Genomic DNA, 17740 nt, shown 5'->3' with positions numbered 1-17740 from the left:
ATGCTGGAGACGTCTCGCGTGCCCGATTCCGACCTTTACCCCGTTCCCTCAGACTTCTCCGCCAGGGCCCATATGGACCGGCGAGCCTATGAGGCGGCGCGGGTCGCGGCGCGCGAGACGCCCGAGGCCTTCTGGTCCGAACAGGCCAAGCGGCTCGACTGGATCAAGGCGCCGACGAAGATCAAGGACGTCTCTTTCAAGAAGGAAGATTTCCGCATTCGCTGGTTCGAGGACGGCGTCCTGAACGTCGCCGCCAACTGTATCGACCGGCACCTGCCCCATCGCCGGGACGAGACGGCCATCATCTGGGAAGGCGACGACCCGGCCGACAGCCAGCACATCAGCTTTGGCCGCCTGCACGAAGAAGTCGGCCGCATGGCCAATGTGCTGAAATCCCATGGCGCCAAGAAGGGCGATCGGATCACCATCTATATGCCGATGATCCCCGAGGCGGCCTACGCCATGCTGGCCTGCGCCCGCATCGGGGCGGTCCATTCCGTGGTCTTCGGCGGCTTCTCGCCCGACAGCCTGAGCGGCCGGATCGAGGACTGCGGCTCCAACCTGGTCATCACCGCCGACGAGGGCGTGCGCGGCGGCAAGGTCGTGCCGCTGAAGGCCAATGTCGATGCGGCCCTGGAGAAGGTCAAGGTCGACACCGTCCTGGTCATCCGCCGCACCGGCGCAGATGTTCCGATGATCGAAGGTCGGGACGTGGACTATGCGATCGAGGCGGCCAAGGCCTCGACCGACTGCCCGCCTGAGCCAATGAACGCGGAAGATCCGTTGTTTATCCTCTACACCTCAGGTTCCACTGGAAAGCCGAAAGGCGTCCTTCACACGACCGGCGGCTATCTGTTCTGGGCCGCCTGGACGCATGAGCTGACGTTCGACTATCGCCCCGGCGAGGTCTTCTGGTGCACCGCTGACGTGGGCTGGGTCACGGGCCATTCGTATCTGGTCTATGGGCCGCTGGCGAATGCGGCGACCACCCTGATGTTCGAGGGCGTGCCCAACTATCCCGACGCCAGCCGGTTCTGGCAGGTGGTGGACAAGCACAAGGTCGAGGTCTTCTACACCGCCCCCACGGCCCTGCGCGCCCTGATGCGTGAAGGCGACGCGCCGGTGAAGGCGACGTCGCGCAAGTCTCTGCGGGTGCTCGGCACGGTCGGCGAGCCGATCAATCCGGAGGCCTGGCGTTGGTATCATGAAGTCGTTGGGGACAGCCGCTGCCCCATCGTGGACACCTGGTGGCAGACCGAGACCGGCGGGCATCTGATCACTCCCCTGCCCGGCGCGACGGACCTGAAGCCCGGCTCGGCCACCCTGCCCCTGCCCGGCGTCGAACTCCAGATCGTCGATGCGGAGGGCCAGGAACTGGTCGGCGCGGTCTCGGGCAATCTGTGCATCACCGACAGCTGGCCGGGGCAGATGCGCACCGTCTATGGCGACGACCAGCGGTTCTTCGAGACCTATTTCTCGACCTATCCAGGGCGGTATTTCACCGGCGACGGCTGCCGCCGGGACGCGGACGGCTACTACTGGATCACCGGCCGGGTCGACGACGTCATCAATGTCTCGGGCCATCGGATGGGCACGGCCGAGATCGAGAGCGCTCTGGTGCTGCACGACGACGTCGCGGAAGCGGCCGTCGTCGGATATCCTCATGATATCAAGGGTCAAGGCATCTATGCTTATGTGACGCTGAACAAGGGGGTCGAGGCGACCGAGGATCTGCGCAAGGCCCTGGGCGCCCATGTCCGGCGCGAGATCGGCCCCATCGCAGCGCCCGACGTGATCCAGTGGGCTCCCGGCCTGCCCAAGACCCGATCGGGCAAGATCATGCGCCGCATCCTGCGCAAGATCGCCGAGAACGAGATCGGGGCTCTGGGCGACACCTCCACCCTGGCCGATCCGTCCGTCGTCGAGGATCTGGTCAAGAACCGCGCGGGCTGATCAGGACCGACTTGTGCGCCGCCTCGAGCCTCGTCAAAACCGGATGAAGGGGCCGGCCGTGAAGCCGTAGGCCTCAGTCCTTGGGTGGAGACGACGAGATGACGATCCGGTTTGACGGTCAGGTGGCCATTGTGACGGGCGCGGGCGGCGGTCTGGGGCGGGAGCATGCGCTGTCCCTGGCGGCGCGCGGGGCCAAGGTGGTGGTCAATGATCTGGGCGGCGCCCGCGACGGTTCAGGCGGTTCCGCAACCGCCGCCGAGGCCGTCGTAGCCGAGATCGAGGCGGCGGGCGGAGAGGCCATGGCCAATGCGGCCTCGGTGACCGACTTCGTCGCCGTCCAGGCCATGGTCGATGCGGCCATGGCGAAATGGGGCCGGGTCGACCTGCTGGTGAACAACGCCGGAGTGCTGCGCGATCGCACCTTCGCCAAGATGGAGATCGAGGATTTCCGCTTCGTCGTCGATGTGCACCTGATGGGCGCGGTCAACTGCACCAAGGCGGTGTGGGAGATCATGCGGGGCCAGAACTACGGCCGGATCGTCATGACCACCTCGTCCTCGGGCCTGTACGGAAACTTCGGCCAGTCGAACTATGGCGCAGCCAAGATGGCCCTGGTGGGCCTGATGCAGACCTTGGCGATCGAAGGGGGCAAGAACGACATCCGCGTCAACTGCCTGGCCCCGACCGCCCATACGCGCATGACGGAAGACCTGGGCGCAGCCTTGCCGCTGGAGGCTCTGGCGCCGGAACTGGTGACGCCGGGCCTGCTGTATCTGCTGAGCCGTGACGCGCCCAGCCGCTGTATCCTGGCGGCGGGCGCCGGCGGGTTCGAACGCGCCTATGTCACCTTGACCGAAGGCGTCCACATCTCGGGCGAGGATGCGCCGGAACAGGTGGCGGCCCAGTTCGACGCCATCTCCGACCGGGCAAAAGAAATCGTGCCGGAGATGGGCGCCGCCCAGGGGATGATCGAACTGACGAAGGCTCAGAAGGCTCACGCCTCCTGATCGAAAACCGTCGGCGCGGTCAGCCGATCGCCCCGACGCAGCCTTCCGCCTCGCCGGGGGTCAATTCCGCCTCGGTCAGGGCGATGGTCCAGCCGTGGTGGGTGTTCAGGCCCCAGCGCCGCGCGCCGCCGCCGTCGCCGGCGTCCCCGCCGGCCGTCACCACGACGCGGCGGCCCGTCGGCAGGGCGGGCGGATCGATCTTGCCCACGGCGAGAGACGTCGGCGTCTCGCCGCCGTAACCGTCGAACACGCTCAACATCGACCATTCGCGACGCAGGCCCATCCACCAAGCGTCCTCGGTGTTGATGGCCAGGACGGCGACGCCGTGCCCCTCGGCCGCGAAGGCCAGGGCCTTTTGCGGGTCTCGCACCATCTTGATATCAGCGGCGGCGCCGAAGCGCAGGCGGGCGCCGTCATAGGCCCGGGTCGGTTCGATCGGCGCCCAGACCTGGACCTGGAGCCGCCCTTGGCGCGCTAGGCCCCAGCCGACGATCTCGCGCCACAGGTGTTCAACGGCTTCGGCGTTCTCGGGTTGGGCCTTGGACAGCATGCGCGAGAGGACCGTCTGTTCGCGGTCGGGGCGCAGCTTGGTGTGGGGGCCGGTGGGGGCGTCCTTGGCGCGGCCGACGGTGGCGGCGACGGCGAGGCGTTGCTCGAACAGGGCCAGGATCTGATCGTCTATGGCGTCGATCTCGGCGCGCAGGGCGGCCAGGGCCTGTTGTTCGGGGGTCAGTTCGGCCACGTCAGGCCACACTTTCTGGACGTTGGAATTGGGCATGGGATTAGGCTTTCGGCAAAGGGGGATTTCGATGTGCAGGGGCGGACAGCCGCTCTGGTCCAGAGCGGTCGCCGGCGAGACAGTCAGGGACGGAAAGCGCCCGACGCCTCAGCCGGCGTATCGAAAGCCGTAAAAGCCGTAGCCGAAATAGAGGCCGGAAACCGCGCGCGAACGGTCGAAAGAAACAGAAAGAACGCGCTGGCGGGACATGGGTCCGGGTCCGGTTATGCGGATCGATTGCGATCCGTGGGGCCTTAAAGCACGCAATGACCGTGCGCCGTCAACCCCTTCAGGCGGACAACAAGACGAAACGCGTCCGGTTATCGCTGGAATCCTGAAGATCGTTGCGCAGGATCGACAGGCCATAGACCTCCGCCGCACCCACCGGCGCTATGGCCGCCTGGGTCGGATCGCCCGCTTCGGCGACGTCGCGGGCGGCGCCGGCGGTGTCGAAATGCTCGACGACGTTCAGCCTCAGGCCTTTCAGCGTCTGCTCGCACTGGGCCAGGGCGATGGGGTGGCTGAGCACCTGCTTCAGATCGGCGATCCGCGCTCCATCCAGGCCCATCAGCGCGTGTCGGATCGGCCGCCAGGCCTCGGCGACCACCTTGAGGCCCGACTCGCGCACCAGGGTCGCCGCCGGCTCCACCACCCCGATGGAGGAGTTTTCGACCGGGATCAGGGCGCAGTCGCAATCGCCGGTCCTCAAAGCATCGAGCGCCGCCGCAAAGGTCTCGAACGGCACAGCCGTGTCCCAGGGCCGCAGAACGGCGCAGGCCTCATGGCTGAACGCGCCCGGCGCGCCCTGATAGGCGACCCGGCCGGGCTTTTCGTCTTGGTGCGGTTGGTTCATGTCCGTCACTTCCGGCGTCTCGGCCGAAAGCCTTCCTTGTCGTTCTCGACCGATCAGACGGAACGTCCTTGTCCGAGCCGTGACCGTTTCGAAGCGTATCTGCGGCGCCGCTCCTTTTCCGACAAGCCGAATGTGACGGGCGCCCGCTATCGAACGGCCTGTGGTCGCGCTAGCCTGATTGTTCTCATCGCCTTCGGAGGCCCCATGTCCGTTGTCTCGAACGCCAGCCGTCGCGCGGTCCTGACCGGCCTGGCGGGAACCGTGGCGGGGTGCGCCGTGACGCCGGCGACGCCTGTGACGGGATTCGCCCCACGCCGGATCGCGCCGATCTTGATGGCCCCCGAGCGGATCATCCGCATCACCGTCTGCACCCGTCCTTTCCGCGCCACGGGGCCGCGCCTTGATGTGGAATCGGTCGGCGAGACCAAGGTGGTGCACAACTACGGCCATGGCGGCAGCGGCTGGTCGCTGTCGTGGGGTTCCAGCGCCATAGCGGGGCGCAAGGCCATGGCTCTGGCCGGCCTGGCGGGTGGGCCGCCTGTCATCGCCGTGATCGGCAGCGGCGCCCTGGGCCTGACCTCGGCGCTCCAGCTTCAGCGGATGGGCGCGCGGGTGACCATCTATGCCCGTGAACGCGCCGCCTTTACCCGGTCGATGCGTGCGACCGGTAGCTGGACGCCGGACAGCAGAATCGCCGACGCCGACCGCGTCTCCGCCGAATTTCCGGCGCTGTGGGAACAGATGGCGCGCGAGACCTATGCGACCCACCAGACCTATCTAGGAACAGAGGGCGACCCCGTCGTCTTCAGCGACCGTTACATGCTGTCCGGCGGCGCGGACCTGCCCCGTTCGCTAGAGCCGCCGCCGATCCGCACCGGCCCCGGCGTGAAGCCGATCCGCTTCGCCGAATACAGGCTGGACGGGCTGGCGCCGCGATCCTTCCCCCTCCCCGCCTCAGCCTCGCCGTTCCCGGTCGGGGAGACCCGGATGGTCAGCGCCATGCAGTTCAACGTCGCCGAACTGGCGCACCGGCTGGAGACTGAGTTCCTGGCCCATGGCGGGCGGATCGAGACCCGCACCTTCAACACGCCGGCGGATATGATGACCTTGCCCGAAAAGGTCGTCGTCAACTGCACCGGCTATGGAGCCAAGGCCTTGTTCGAAGACAAGGAGCTGATCCCGGTGCGCGGTCAGATCGCCTGGCTCGCGCCCCAGCCGGAGGCGAACTACGGCCTGCATTTCCGGGGCGTGACCGTCCTGTCGCGCCCGGACGGAATCGTGGTTCAGGCCACGCGCAACGACATGAACGGCGTCGGCATCGACGACGAGACGCCGGACCGCGGCGAGGCGAACGCGACCATCGGCCTCGTCGCCCCGTTGTTCCCGCCGATCAGGCGGCTTCCGAGCGGCTGATCCGGCCCGACTTCAACCGCTCAGCCACCAGGAAGGCCAGCTCCAGCGCCTGGTCGGCGTTCAGGCGCGGGTCGCAGTGGGTGTGATAGCGGTTGGACAGGTCGTCCTCGGTCACGGCCTGGGCCCCGCCGATACATTCGGTGACGTTCTGGCCGGTCATCTCCAGGTGAACGCCGCCGGGGTGGACGCCCTCGGCCTCCGCAACATCAATAAATGTCCGCACCTCGCCCAGGATCCGGTCAAACGGCCGGGTCTTGTAGCCGTTGCCGGCCTTCAGCGTATTGCCGTGCATCGGGTCGATGGACCAGATCACCTTGCGGCCCGACGCCTTCACTTCCCGCATCAGCCTGGGCAGGCGTTCGCCCACCTTGTCGTGACCGAAACGGCCGATCAGGGTCAGGCGGCCCGAGATATTGTCGGGGTTCAGGGCGTCGATCAACGGCAGCAGGTCGTCGGCCGTCATGGTCGGTCCGCATTTCACGCCGATGGGGTTCTTGATCCCCTTCATGAACTCGACGTGGGCGCCGTCCAGCTGGCGCGTGCGCTCGCCGATCCACAGCATATGGGCCGAGGTGTCGAACCATTCGCCAGAACCGCCGTCAAGCCGCGTCAGGGCGCTCTCGACGTTCAGCAGCAGGGCCTCGTGGCTGGTGAAGACCTCGACCCGGCTCAGGTCCGGATGGGTCTCGGGCGTGACGCCGACTGCCTCCATGAAGGCCAGGGCCTCCGTGATCTTGTCCGCCAGCTCGCGGTACTGGGCCCCGGCGGCGTTATCGCCCGCGAAGCCCAGGGTCCAGCGATGGATATTGTACAGGTCAGCATAGCCCCCACCGGCGAAGGCCCGCAGCAGGTTCAGGGTCGAGGCCGACTGGTTATAGGCCCGGATCAGACGCTGCGGATCGGGCGCGCGCTCTTCCGGCGTGAACCCCATGCCGTTGATGATGTCGCCGCGGTAGCTGGGCAGTTCGACGCCGTCGATCTCCTCCAGCGGCGACGAGCGCGGCTTGGCGAATTGGCCGGCGATCCGGCCTACCTTCACGACCGGCTTGCGCCCGGCGAAGGTCAGGACGACCGCCATCTGCAGGATCAGGCGGAAGGTGTCGCGGATATTGTCGGTCGAGAACTCCTTGAAGCTCTCGGCGCAGTCGCCGCCCTGGAGCAGGAAGGCCTCGCCGCGCTCCACCTGGGCCAGTTTAGACGTCAGGCGCCGCGCCTCGCCGGCGAAGACGAGCGGCGGCAAGGCGCGCAACTCGTCTTCGACGAGGGCGAGGGCGTTGGGATCCGGATAGTCCGCCGGCATGTGCAGGGCGGTCTTGGTTCTCCAGCTTTCGGGGGTCCAGCGTGTCATCGCGCAAGAATAGGGCTTTGTGACCGCTCAAACAACGAAAACACGAATAGATTTTGCCGTTCAGCCTCAGTCCTCGTCGGACGGCGCCTTTTCAGCCGCCTCGGCAGCCTTGCGTTCGGCCTTGGCGGCCGCCTTCTCCGCCGCCTTGATGGCCGCCGCGCGCTCCCGTTCCTGACGTTCGAAACTATAGTTGGGTTTGCGGGCCATCGGCATCCTCGTCTGATCTGTCTTGGCGGCGAAGGTGGCGCTCCGCCGCGCATGACGCAATCGGCAATTCGCTCAGCCTGCGGATTACGCCCTTCAGTGGGAGCGATTGGGGCGTGAAATTTCTACGACACCCCGATCGCGAGACTGGCGCCTTAGGCGCCCCTCCCCATCTCCTTGGTCGGGGGCCGAAACCAAGAGCTGGAGCTGTATTATGGCGCCGTGCGACCTGACCCTTGACGAGATTTTGGCCGATCCCATCGTGCGTCGTCTGATGGAGCGCGACGGGGTCGATGAGGCCGAAGTGCGCGGTCTGTCCAACTATGTGCGGCGACGGCGGGGGCCGCAGATCAACCATCGCGATCGCGACCGGCTCGGCGAGGAGTCGCATAGTTTCATGCGGTGAGCCTGTCGCCGCTCGCAAGCTTCTTGCTTTGACAGGGCTGGACCGGTGATGCGCCACAAGTTTTCGCCATTTATCGGCGTCAGCCCTCATCTTTCTGTTTCGCAGAGCCTGCATCGGTGGCATCGCTGGCGCCCCGCAATCCTCAAGCCACGAAAATCGAGATGTCCGAAGAATTCTATCGCATGAAGCGCCTGCCTCCGTATGTCATCGCGGAGACCAACGCCATGCGAGCCGCCGCCCGTCAGGCCGGCGAGGACGTCATTGATCTCGGCATGGGGAACCCCGACCTGCCTCCGCCGCCGCACGTGATCGACAAGCTTTGCGAGGTGGCGCGCAAGCCCGACGCCCACGGCTATTCGGCCTCCAGGGGCATCCCCGGCCTGCGCCGCGCCCAGGCCAATTATTATGGCCGTCGCTTCGGCGTCGAACTGGACCCCGAGACCGAGGTGATCGTCACCATGGGCTCGAAGGAGGGTCTGGCCAGCCTGGCCACCGCCATCACCGAACCGGGCGACGTCGTCCTGGCGCCCAATCCGTCCTATCCGATCCACACCTTCGGCTTTATCATCGCCGGCGCCGCGATCCGCAGCGTGCCGACCACACCGGACGAGCGCTATTTCGAGAGCCTCGAGCGGGCCATGGCCTACACCGTGCCGCGACCGAAGGTCCTGGTGATGAACTATCCGTCGAACCCGACGGCGGAGACGGTCGATCTGGCCTTCTATGAGCGGGTCGTCGCCTTCGCCAAGGCCAACGACCTGTGGATCATCAGCGACCTCGCCTATTCTGAACTCTACTATGACGGCAAACCGACCGTCTCCATCCTTCAGGTGCCGGGCGCCAAGGATGTGGCGATCGAATTCACCTCGCTGAGCAAGACCTACAGCATGGCGGGCTGGCGGATCGGCTTCGCCGTGGGCAATCCCAAGCTGATCGCCGCCATGGCGCGGGTGAAGTCCTATCTCGACTACGGCGCCTATACGCCCATCCAGGCCGCCGCCGTCGCGGCGTTGAACGGGCCGCAGGACATCGTCGATCAGAACCGCGCCCTGTATCATCGTCGCCGCGACGTTCTGGTCGACAGTTTCGCCCGCGCCGGCTGGGAGATTCCCAAGCCCGCCGCCTCAATGTTCGCCTGGGCGCCTCTGCCCCCGGCCTTGGCGCATCTGGGCAGTCTCGAGTTCTCGAAGCAACTATTGACCCACGCCAAGGTCGCAGTCGCTGCTGGCGTCGGTTACGGCGAGAACGGCGAGGGCTTCGTCCGCATCGCCCTGGTCGAAAACGAGCAGCGCATTCGTCAGGCCGCACGCAATATCCGCGCCTATCTGAAATCGATGGGCGTCAACGTGCCGCCTGGGCGCGAAGTGCCTGACGTGTGATCGTTGGCGAGATCGCCAAATCTGGATCCATCGGGGCAACAGAGACGATAGATGAGACCACCACTTCTCTTGGCCTTGGCCTTGGCCTTGTTGGTCATGGCCTTCCCCGCCTATGGCCAGACGCCGGTCCAGGCCCACGGGGCGTTGGCCGTCGAGGCGGGGCGGGTCGTCGACTCAAGCCGGCGTCCGGTCGTGCTGCGAGGCATGTCTCTGTTCTGGAGCCAGTGGCAGCCGCAGTTCTATAATCACGACGTGGTACGGTGGCTGAAGGACGACTGGAAGATCTCGGTGATCCGCGCCGCCGTCGCCGTCGAGCACGGCGGCTATCTGGATCATCCCGAGCGGGAGACCGCCAAGGCCGAGGCCGTGATCGACGCGGCCATAGCCGAGGGCCTCTATGTGGTTGTGGACTGGCATGCGCATCAACCGCATCCAGAGGAAGCAATCACCTTCTTCACCCATATCGCCCAGAAATACGGCGCGTATCCGAACCTGATCTACGAGATCTACAACGAACCCCTGCCCGAACACGGCTGGGCCGAGGTGGTTCGGCCGTACCATATGCAGGTCGCCGCAGCGATCCGGGCCATAGACCCCGACAACCTGATCGTTGCCGGAACGCCAAGTTGGTCGCAGGACGTCGATATAGCCGCAGCGGATCCCCTGCCCTTCTCCAACCTGGCCTATACGCTGCACTTCTACGCGGCGTCGCATCGCCAGGAACTGCGGGACAAGGCCCAGGTCGCTCTGGATCGCGGCGCCGCCCTGTTCGTCACCGAATGGGGGACGAGCGAGGCCGACGGCGCCGGGGCCTTCGATCCCGACGAGACCCGCCTGTGGTGGGCGTTCATGGAGAAGAACGGGCTCAGCTCGCTGAACTGGACTATCGCCGACAAGCCCGAAACATCAGTCGCCTTGCGGCCAGGCGCCTCGGCGCATGGCGGTTGGTCAGAGACTTGGCTCACACCGTCAGGTCAACTGGTGCGCGATCATCTGCGCGAGATGAACCGATAATCGCTGCGCCCTATTCGGCGTGGATCGACAGCCGGAAAGGTCCCAGGGGCAGGCCTGCTGCGTTGAACAGGTTCAACACCGGCGCATCGTCCCAACCGTATCGCACCACGGCGTCGGACGAACCGAGACCCGCGATCATCAACGCGTCGCCTGTGACCCGCCCTTGCGCATAGCGACAGTCGCTCTCGTCGGCGTTGCACAGTTCCAGACCGATCGCCTGATCGGAACCCACGCTCCTCAAGCCCAAAGCGTCGCGCAACCGGATCTGCAGTCTGTCGCCAACCCGAACGGCGGTCTCGGCCGCCGGCCCCGCCTTCGAACCCCTGCTCGCGTCGGCGTCGCGATAGATCACCGCCTGCGCCGCTTGCGCCAGACGCCGCCCCACCTCACGCTTCTGCGCCGGGTGGATGTCGTGTCGATCACCCAGGTCGATGGTCACCGCCATCCCGGCGTTCGCATCGGCCTCGACCGCACGGCGCTGGGCGTCGCGAATCTCGGCCCAGCCGGACGGCCCCCCTTCATCCGGCAGGGCGCCGAAATCGGCCAGTTGCGCCACAAGGAACGGCAGGTCCGCTCGACCGAAGCGGGCGCGCCAGTCGGCTATTAACTCGGCAAGGTAGTCCTGATAACGGTCTTGCCCGTAACCGACGTTTGACTCGCCCTGATACCAAAGCACGCCCCGCAGGCCGTAGTCATGGAGGGGTGCGATCATGGCGTTCGATAGGGTCGAAAGGCCGAACAGGGCTTCCCATGGCGCGCGAGGCGGTTGGCCGACGCCGGCGTCGACGGGACGGTAACGCCAGCCGAAACCGTCCAACGCCACTTCGGCGCCGTCGCCCAACCGCAGGACGCGCGTGTCCGCCGATCCGAACACGCCCCCGTCGCCCCAGCTGTCGAGAACATTGATCATCAGTTGGTTCCGGCCAGGCTTCAGCACACCCGCCGGTATGGCGTAGGTCTGGTTTCCCGCCTCGCCGACACCGATGATCTGGCCGTTCAGCCAGGTCAGGTTGATCTGATCGACCATGCCCAGCGAAATTGCCGCGGCGCCGCTTCGGGCTTGGGCGGAGGTAAGTTCGAAGTCCAGTCTATACCACACCATGCCGTCGAAGGCGGCCAGCGAGGGCACGCCCCACTGTTCCCAGGGCGTCATGGCCGGAACCGGGATCCAGTCGCCGCCTCGCTCCAACCATGGCCGATCGCCGGACGCCTGCGTCCACCAGTCCTGCCAGACGCGGCTCCAGAGCTGAACACCCTCGCGCCGGTCGCGCGCATAGACGGTCAGCGCATCCAGCGCCGCCTCGTTTCCGCCCAAGCGGCGCAGGTGGTCTGAATCAATCCAAGCCTGGATCGAAGACCCGCCCCAGGAATCCGCGATCAGTCCAACCGGCACGCCTTCGGCCTCTCGTACGGCTTGGCCGAAGAAGAAGCAGACTGCGGAAAATTCCTCGACCGTCTGAGGGGTCGCCGGGGTCCAGCGGACAGGATGGGCTAGGGCGTCCAGCGGCGCAGGCGCCCTGTCCTTGGTCACGGTCAGAAGACGTATGATCTTATCCTTGTCTCCGGCCACGGGATCCCAGGCTCGCTGCGCATAGCGAACGGGCTGCTCCATGTTGGACTGGCCGGAACAGAGGTAGACGTCGCCGACCATGACGTCCTGAAGCGCCTGCACCGCGCCGTCGCTGCTTTTGGCGGAAAGCACATAGGGACCGCCCGCCGGCGCGGACGGCAGCAGCGCGCGCCAACTACCGTCGGGACCAGCCTGCCCGTGGGTCTTTAGCGCGCCCAATGAAACCTCGACTGCGACGCCGGGCGAGGCTTGTCCCCAGACAGAGATCGGATGATCGCGCTGGAGCACCCCATGATCAGTGAACAGGCTGGCCATCAGCGGCCGAGCCTGCCCGGGGCTCGCGACCTGCCCTTGGCCCTCGCTCTGGACGTTGGGCGTCGCCGACGCGACCGAGCCGCCGCCCAAGCCTGCCAAGATCGCACTGGCTGCGGCGCAGAGACGAACCTTTCTCATCGGACTTCTCATCGCCTATTCCAACGTCAGCACGACCAGCGACTTGGCGGGAAGCGTGGTCGTTAGGCGACGGCCGGACACGCGTGCATCGCGGAAAGGCGCCGGTTGGACGACCGGCGCCGTATCGAATCCATTGTGACCATCCATCTGGCCCGCCGTCAGGACCTGACCGGTGACCGCGCCCAGCTGTGCGCCGTCCAGATCGATAGACACCGGTTGGGCGTTGCGAGGATCGAGGTTGACCAGAGCGAGGTGAACCTTTCCGTCCGTTCCACGCGCCGCCGTCCCGTCCACCACCTTCACCGTCCCATAGGATGGCGCCTCGAGGCTGAGCGGCAGCACCGTCGCGCCCTGGAACGGGCGATACATCTGGAAGGCGTAATAGGTGGGAGTCAGCACCATCTTTTCGCCGTCCGTCAGGATCATGGCCTGAAGCACATTGACCATCTGGGCCACATTGGCCAGCCGCACCCGGTCGGCATGGCGATGGAACATGTTGAAGTTGACCGCCGCCAGCAGGGCGTCGCGCAGGCTGTTCTGCTGTTGCAACCAGCCGCCGGGCGACCCCGGCGTGGGGTCATACCAGGCGCCCCATTCATCGACGGCGAGGATCTTGGCGCCCGCTGGATCCGTCTCGTCCATGATGGCGTCGTGCTCGCGGAGCATGTCGGCCATGCGATAGGTCTGCTCGAAGGTGGCGCGCCATTGCGCCTCGTCGAAGCCCAGCGCCGGCCCTTTCGTCGTCCAGTCGCCCGTCGGCAAGGTGTAATAGTGCAGGGACAGGGCGTCGAAGTCCTTGCCCGCAACCGTCATCAGGGTGCGCGTCCAGTCATAGTTGGTCGCGTCCGGTCCTGCGGCGACCACGATCGAGTCGTTGGGTTTGACGAAGCCGACATACTGTCGGAACAGGTCGGCGTAATAGGCGGGGCGCATCCGCCCGCCGCATCCCCAGGGCTCATTGCCGACGCCCAGATAATCGATCTTCCACGGCTTTTCGCGGCCGTTGGCGCGCCGCTCCTGAGCCAGTCGAGAGCCGCTGGGCGAGGTAATGTATTCGATCCAGTCGGCTGCTTCGCCCGGCGTGCCCGTACCCAAATTGATGCTGAGATAGGTCTTGGCCCCGATCAGCTCGGCGAATTCGAAGAATTCATGTGTGCCGAAGGCGTTGTTCTCTTCCTTGTTGCCCCACCAGCGGTTCAGCGTGACGGGGCGCTCCGCCCGCGGGCCGACGCCGTTGCGCCAATGATAGATGTCTGCGTAACAACCGCCCGGCCAGCGAACGACCGGCACGTCCAGCGCCTTCAGCGCGGCGACCACGTCGTTGCGGAAGCCGTGGGTATTAGGGATGGCGGAGTCCGGACCCACCCATACGCCTTCGTCGATGCCGGTCCCCAGTTGTTCCATGAACTGGCCGTAGACCTCGGGCGCAATAACCGGGCCGGATTGATCCATTTGCAGACGCCCAGCGGTCTGCGCCGAGGCCGCTGTCGCGCCAAGGACCAGCAAGGCCGCACAGGCCGTTGTTATCGCCTTGAATCCCATACCCGTTCCTCCATGCGCGTTAAGCCGCATTTGGTTAGCCTTGAACCACTCCCGCCTTCGCAGGCGTAAGCCGGATTCATCGACCGGCCCATAGGTCGGCGTCCATATCCAGTATGGCGGCTACAGCGGCTGCGACGGCCCGGTCGTCGGCTAGGTCGGGATGCCAGTGACAAGCGGTCAGCCCCATCCCCGCAACAGGCGCAAAGACGATGCGCGCGTCCCCCTCTGCTCTCAGACGCGCCACCACGCGCTGGGAGGCCGCCGCCATTTCGCTGCCCTCCCCGCCCCACGCCACGATGTGCGCATCGGGCGACCTCAGCCGGAGCCCACGCAGGAAGGCGGCGTAGGCGATCTCATAATCATTCGTCAGGGCCTCTCGGCTTTTCCACCGCTCGTCAGACGTCAATTCGGTTGAGAAGTCATTGGTGCCCAGGGCTACGACGATGACCTGTGGCCGCCACGCTGCGTCGGCGTACCAGACCTGCTTGTCGAACAAGGTGAAGGGATAGGCTTGCGGCAGGGTGTCCCGCGCCACGCCGCCATAGTTGCGCACCACGCCTCGGCCCGAAATGGCGTTCACCTGGTAGTCGGCGTCATATCGCCTGGCCAGAACGCCTGCGATCCCGGCGCCGGTGTCCGTGGTCTCCCACACGGCCTCATCGGAGCAGTCGCGCACCGATGAGGTGTTGGCGTAACCCACCGTGTGGGAATCACCGATGAATTCGATCTGCCGAGCGCGGGGGGCGACGACCTTGGCACGGGCCGGAACGCCGAAGACCCCTTCGAAATTGATAGGGGCGGTCTGGTTCTCGCTGACGATTTCGATGCGCAGACGGTGGTCGCCGTCGGCCAAGCCGCCGATTCGATGCAGGCCGTGGCCCGGCCTCAGGACCGAGACCGCCTGGCCATCTACCGTCACACGCAGATGAACATCGCCCTCCCCTGTGCGGAAAAACACCTCCCGGCCGCTGAAGGCGGCTTCGAAATAGGCGCCGGGCCATTGGCTCAAGTAAGCTCCGCCTCGCTGCTGCACTCTACCGCCGACATGTAGAGGAAGGGACGCACTGCCCGCCTGAACCTCGATCGCCGGGGAAACCTTCAGGGTCTGGGCGCAGGCTGCGACGGGCACGCTCAAGGCGACCGAGAGCAAGGTCGCGCACCAAAGCCTTTTCACCGTGTCCATTCACCACTCCCTCGTCAGCGTCTGCGCGCCATACGTCCAAGCTTGAATTGCTTGGAAAGGGCAAGAAGCACGATGCGGCAAAAAGTAAAATTGAAATATCAATTCTTGACGCAGCCCTTCCCCTCCCGTTGGTTGCGCTCAATCACAAAGGTCGAATGGGAGAGGCCGAATGCACATCAATGCGATTATTGGGGCCAGTTTGATGGTTCTTGCACAGGCGGCGACACCGGCCTTGGCTCAAAACGCCGCCGCGCCTTCCGCCACCGCCCACCCTGACCAGTGGCCGGCCTTGCCTCCAGCCAGAGCCCGCGACGCCGCCGTAGAGGCTCGCATCGATGCGCTGATGTCGCGTATGGCGATGGAGGACAAGGTCGGCCAACTGATCCAGGTCGATATCGCCAGCATCACCCCCAAGGACCTGGAAACCTACAAGTTCGGTTCGGTGCTCAACGGCGGCAACTCGGCCCCTAACAATGATGAATATGCACCGCCGGCCGAGTGGCTGGCTCTGTTTGACGCTTTCTACGACGCCTCCATGAAGCGATCGGACGACCGTCCAAAAATTCCCGTCATCTGGGGTACGGATGCAGTGCACGGCCACAACAACATCGTCGGCGCGACCCTGTTTCCGCACAACATCGGCCTGGGTGCCGCACGCAATCCCGACCTGATCGAACAGATCGGCGCCGCCACCGCGCTGGAGACGTCGGCGACTGGATTGGACTGGAGCTTCGCCCCCACTGTCGCGGTGGTTCAGGATGACCGCTGGGGCCGCACCTACGAAAGCTACTCCGAAGACCCGGCCGTCGTCGCGAGCTACGCCGGTCGAATGGTTCAAGGCCTACAGGGGCGAGTGGGCGTAGATTTCCTGGCTCCGGGCAAGGTGATCTCGTCCGTCAAACACTTTCTGGCCGACGGCGGCACCGGCGGTCGCGACCAAGGGGATGCGCGCATCGACGAAGCCACCCTGCGCGACGTCCATGCGGCCGGCTACACAACCGCCCTTCCCGCAGGGGCGTTGACCGTGATGCCGAGCTTCTCGAGCTGGAACGGGGTCAAGATGACCGGCAACGCCAGCCTTCTGACGGGCGTGCTCAAGGATCGCTGGGCGTTCGACGGCTTCACTATCGGCGACTGGAATGCGCACGGCCAGGTGCCGGGATGCACCAATGAAGACTGTCCTGCGGCCATCAACGCCGGTCTCGACATGTTCATGTATTCCGGCCCGAACTGGCGGCAGCTCTACGACAACACCCTGGCGGCCGCCCGCGACGGTCGCATCCCGGAGGCGCGGCTCGACGACGCGGTTCGTCGCATACTGCGTGTGAAGATCCTGGCGGGGACGTTCGAAGCGGGCCGCCCCTCTTTCCGCCCTATGGCGGGTCGTTTCGAGGTTCTGGGTTCTGCCGCACACCGCGCCCTGGCGCGCCAGGCTGTGCGCGAATCTCTGGTGCTCCTGAAGAACGACGGCGGCGTCCTGCCCGTTCGCGCCGATGCCCGCATCCTGGTCGCCGGGCGCGGCGCTGACGATATCGGGCAGCAGGCCGGCGGCTGGTCGATCACCTGGCAAGGCACGGACGTGACCAACAGCCATTTCCCCAATGGTCAGTCGATCTGGGCCGGGATCGAGCAGGCCGTCGCGGCGGGCGGCGGCCAAGCCGTTTTATCGATCGACGGCCGTTTTGATCAGAAGCCGGACGTCGCCATCGTCGTCTTCGGCGAGACGCCCTATGCCGAATTTACCGGCGATCGACAGACCCTGGAGTATAGCGCCGACGACAAGTCCGACCTCGCCCTTCTGCAGCGGCTGAAGGCCGAGGGCGTGCCGGTCGTCGCCGTCTTCCTTTCCGGTCGTCCCCTGTGGGTCAACCCCGAGCTCAACGCCGCCGATGCCTTTGTCGCCGCCTGGTTGCCGGGCACGGAAGGGGGCGGGGTCGCTGATGTGCTGATCGCGGGGGCTGACGGCAAGCCTGCGCACGACTTCAAGGGCAAACTCAGCTTCTCTTGGCCGAAACGGCTGGATCAGTTCGTGCTGAATGCGCGAGATGCGAACTATGACCCGCTGTTCCCCTTCGGTTACGGCCTCACCTACGCCGACGGGCCCAGCCGCCTTGGCGCTCTTGATGAGACACGGCCCGAGGTCGTCGCCAACGATAGAACCGCCGTTTTCGTGCGGGGGCGCACCGCCGCCGGCGCGACATTTGATCGTGAAGGCGCCATACGCTTGGCCCGCACCGACCGTACCGCACAGGAAGATTCGTTGCGTCTCACCTGGACGGGGCCGGGCGGTCTGTCGGTCAGGGAAAACGGCTCGGCCGATTTCACGCGCGAGAGCAATGGGCAACTCAGCCTGATCGTCGATTATCGTGTCATGGAGGGGGCTGCGGGAACGGTCACCCTGGGCATGGCCAGTGCAGAGCGGCAGGTCGATCTGCCGCTGACAGGCGCTGTCAGAACCACGGGAGACTGGACGACGGTGGCGACGCCGCTGCGCTGCTTTGCGGACGGCGGGGTGGACATGGCCGCCGTGACCCGTCCCTTCATCATCGCCGCGACGGGACCGATGGCGGTGGACATTTCGTCGATCCGCATCGCCAGCGCCCCGCCTGGCCCCGTGCAGTGCGGCGTAAGGTGAGA

General features: G+C 65.8%; 14 protein-coding genes. 7 read left to right on the top strand and 7 right to left on the bottom strand.

The window, feature by feature from the left end; translation table 11 throughout:
* The gene (acs, locus tag PKE72_RS15060; RefSeq protein WP_271166189.1) at nucleotides 1-1953 is read left to right on the top strand and encodes an acetate--CoA ligase; all 1953 of its coding nucleotides are present in this window, start codon (nucleotides 1-3) and stop codon (nucleotides 1951-1953) included.
* A gap of 98 nt (nucleotides 1954-2051) precedes the next feature.
* A complete protein-coding gene (locus PKE72_RS15055; RefSeq protein WP_271166188.1) occupies nucleotides 2052-2960 on the top strand; it encodes an SDR family NAD(P)-dependent oxidoreductase in 909 nt (302 codons plus the stop codon).
* A 19-nt stretch (nucleotides 2961-2979) separates the two neighbouring features.
* Here the strand turns inward: PKE72_RS15055 and PKE72_RS15050 are convergent, their stop codons facing one another.
* Entirely contained in the window at nucleotides 2980-3738 is a 759-nt protein-coding gene (locus PKE72_RS15050) for a chorismate mutase (RefSeq protein WP_271166187.1), read from the bottom strand.
* Between the two features lie 289 nt (nucleotides 3739-4027).
* Nucleotides 4028-4591, bottom strand: a complete 564-nt coding sequence (locus PKE72_RS15045) for a prephenate dehydratase domain-containing protein (RefSeq protein ID WP_271166186.1) — start codon at nucleotides 4589-4591, stop codon at nucleotides 4028-4030.
* Nucleotides 4592-4795: 204 nt separating this feature from the next.
* Here PKE72_RS15045 and PKE72_RS15040 point away from each other — a divergent pair, with 204 nt between their 5' ends.
* Entirely contained in the window at nucleotides 4796-6004 is a 1209-nt protein-coding gene (locus tag PKE72_RS15040; RefSeq protein WP_271166185.1) for an FAD-dependent oxidoreductase, read from the top strand.
* Here PKE72_RS15040 and PKE72_RS15035 read toward each other — a convergent pair.
* Nucleotides 5982-7352, bottom strand: a complete 1371-nt coding sequence (locus PKE72_RS15035) for a class II 3-deoxy-7-phosphoheptulonate synthase (RefSeq protein WP_271166184.1) — start codon at nucleotides 7350-7352, stop codon at nucleotides 5982-5984. The genes PKE72_RS15040 and PKE72_RS15035 overlap by 23 nt on opposite strands.
* A 66-nt stretch (nucleotides 7353-7418) precedes the next feature.
* Nucleotides 7419-7559: a hypothetical protein gene (locus PKE72_RS15030; protein ID WP_271166183.1), complete on the bottom strand. Its 141-nt coding sequence runs from the start codon at nucleotides 7557-7559 to the stop codon at nucleotides 7419-7421.
* Nucleotides 7560-7770: 211 nt separating this feature from the next.
* On the opposite strand from PKE72_RS15030, the gene PKE72_RS15025 reads away from it, so the two are divergent.
* From PKE72_RS15025 to PKE72_RS15015, 3 genes are all read left to right on the top strand, one after another.
* Nucleotides 7771-7962: a hypothetical protein gene (locus PKE72_RS15025; protein WP_271166182.1), complete on the top strand. Its 192-nt coding sequence runs from the start codon at nucleotides 7771-7773 to the stop codon at nucleotides 7960-7962.
* Between the two features lie 161 nt (nucleotides 7963-8123).
* The gene (locus PKE72_RS15020) at nucleotides 8124-9341 is read left to right on the top strand and encodes an LL-diaminopimelate aminotransferase (RefSeq protein ID WP_271166181.1); all 1218 of its coding nucleotides are present in this window, start codon (nucleotides 8124-8126) and stop codon (nucleotides 9339-9341) included.
* 51 nt (nucleotides 9342-9392) lie between these two features.
* Nucleotides 9393-10355, top strand: a complete 963-nt coding sequence (locus tag PKE72_RS15015; RefSeq protein ID WP_271166180.1) for a glycoside hydrolase family 5 protein — start codon at nucleotides 9393-9395, stop codon at nucleotides 10353-10355.
* 10 nt (nucleotides 10356-10365) lie between these two features.
* On the opposite strand, the gene PKE72_RS15010 is transcribed toward PKE72_RS15015, so the two are convergent.
* The 3 genes from PKE72_RS15010 to PKE72_RS15000 all read right to left on the bottom strand — a co-directional run bounded on the left by PKE72_RS15010 (nucleotide 10366) and on the right by PKE72_RS15000 (nucleotide 15103).
* Nucleotides 10366-12378 (bottom strand): sialate O-acetylesterase, encoded by a 2013-nt coding sequence (locus PKE72_RS15010; RefSeq protein ID WP_271166179.1) that lies wholly within the window; start codon nucleotides 12376-12378, stop codon nucleotides 10366-10368.
* 15 nt (nucleotides 12379-12393) lie between these two features.
* Nucleotides 12394-13830, bottom strand: a complete 1437-nt coding sequence (locus tag PKE72_RS15005; protein ID WP_271166178.1) for an alpha-N-arabinofuranosidase — start codon at nucleotides 13828-13830, stop codon at nucleotides 12394-12396.
* 166 nt (nucleotides 13831-13996) lie between these two features.
* Complete coding sequence (locus PKE72_RS15000; RefSeq protein ID WP_271166177.1) at nucleotides 13997-15103, bottom strand: SGNH/GDSL hydrolase family protein; 1107 nt, start codon at nucleotides 15101-15103, stop codon at nucleotides 13997-13999.
* A gap of 169 nt (nucleotides 15104-15272) precedes the next feature.
* Between PKE72_RS15000 and PKE72_RS14995 the strand changes: the two genes are divergently transcribed.
* Nucleotides 15273-17738 carry a glycoside hydrolase family 3 protein gene (locus tag PKE72_RS14995; protein ID WP_271166176.1) on the top strand — a complete coding sequence of 822 codons (2466 nt, stop codon included), beginning with the start codon at nucleotides 15273-15275 and terminating at the stop codon, nucleotides 17736-17738.
* Nucleotides 17739-17740 lie beyond the last annotated feature (2 nt).

Source organism: Brevundimonas intermedia, from assembly GCF_027922165.1.
Classification (GTDB): Bacteria; Pseudomonadota; Alphaproteobacteria; order Caulobacterales; family Caulobacteraceae; genus Brevundimonas; species Brevundimonas intermedia.
Note: the sequence above shows the minus strand (reverse complement) of the source record. Positions and strands in the feature narration are given on the sequence as shown.

Coding starts and splice junctions, on each gene's coding strand:
- PKE72_RS15020 (WP_271166181.1), top strand. CDS start 8,124: ATGTCCGAAGAATTCTATCGCATGAAGCGCCTGCCTCCGTATGTCATC.
- PKE72_RS15015 (WP_271166180.1), top strand. CDS start 9,393: ATGAGACCACCACTTCTCTTGGCCTTGGCCTTGGCCTTGTTGGTCATG.
- PKE72_RS15055 (WP_271166188.1), top strand. CDS start 2,052: ATGACGATCCGGTTTGACGGTCAGGTGGCCATTGTGACGGGCGCGGGC.
- acs (WP_271166189.1), top strand. CDS start 1: ATGCTGGAGACGTCTCGCGTGCCCGATTCCGACCTTTACCCCGTTCCC.
- PKE72_RS15030 (WP_271166183.1), bottom strand. CDS start 7,559: ATGGCCCGCAAACCCAACTATAGTTTCGAACGTCAGGAACGGGAGCGC.
- PKE72_RS15010 (WP_271166179.1), bottom strand. CDS start 12,378: ATGAGAAAGGTTCGTCTCTGCGCCGCAGCCAGTGCGATCTTGGCAGGC.
- PKE72_RS15025 (WP_271166182.1), top strand. CDS start 7,771: ATGGCGCCGTGCGACCTGACCCTTGACGAGATTTTGGCCGATCCCATC.
- PKE72_RS15050 (WP_271166187.1), bottom strand. CDS start 3,738: ATGCCCAATTCCAACGTCCAGAAAGTGTGGCCTGACGTGGCCGAACTG.
- PKE72_RS15005 (WP_271166178.1), bottom strand. CDS start 13,830: ATGGATCAATCCGGCCCGGTTATTGCGCCCGAGGTCTACGGCCAGTTC.
- PKE72_RS15040 (WP_271166185.1), top strand. CDS start 4,796: ATGTCCGTTGTCTCGAACGCCAGCCGTCGCGCGGTCCTGACCGGCCTG.
- PKE72_RS14995 (WP_271166176.1), top strand. CDS start 15,273: ATGCACATCAATGCGATTATTGGGGCCAGTTTGATGGTTCTTGCACAG.
- PKE72_RS15045 (WP_271166186.1), bottom strand. CDS start 4,591: ATGAACCAACCGCACCAAGACGAAAAGCCCGGCCGGGTCGCCTATCAG.
- PKE72_RS15000 (WP_271166177.1), bottom strand. CDS start 15,103: ATGGACACGGTGAAAAGGCTTTGGTGCGCGACCTTGCTCTCGGTCGCC.
- PKE72_RS15035 (WP_271166184.1), bottom strand. CDS start 7,352: ATGACACGCTGGACCCCCGAAAGCTGGAGAACCAAGACCGCCCTGCAC.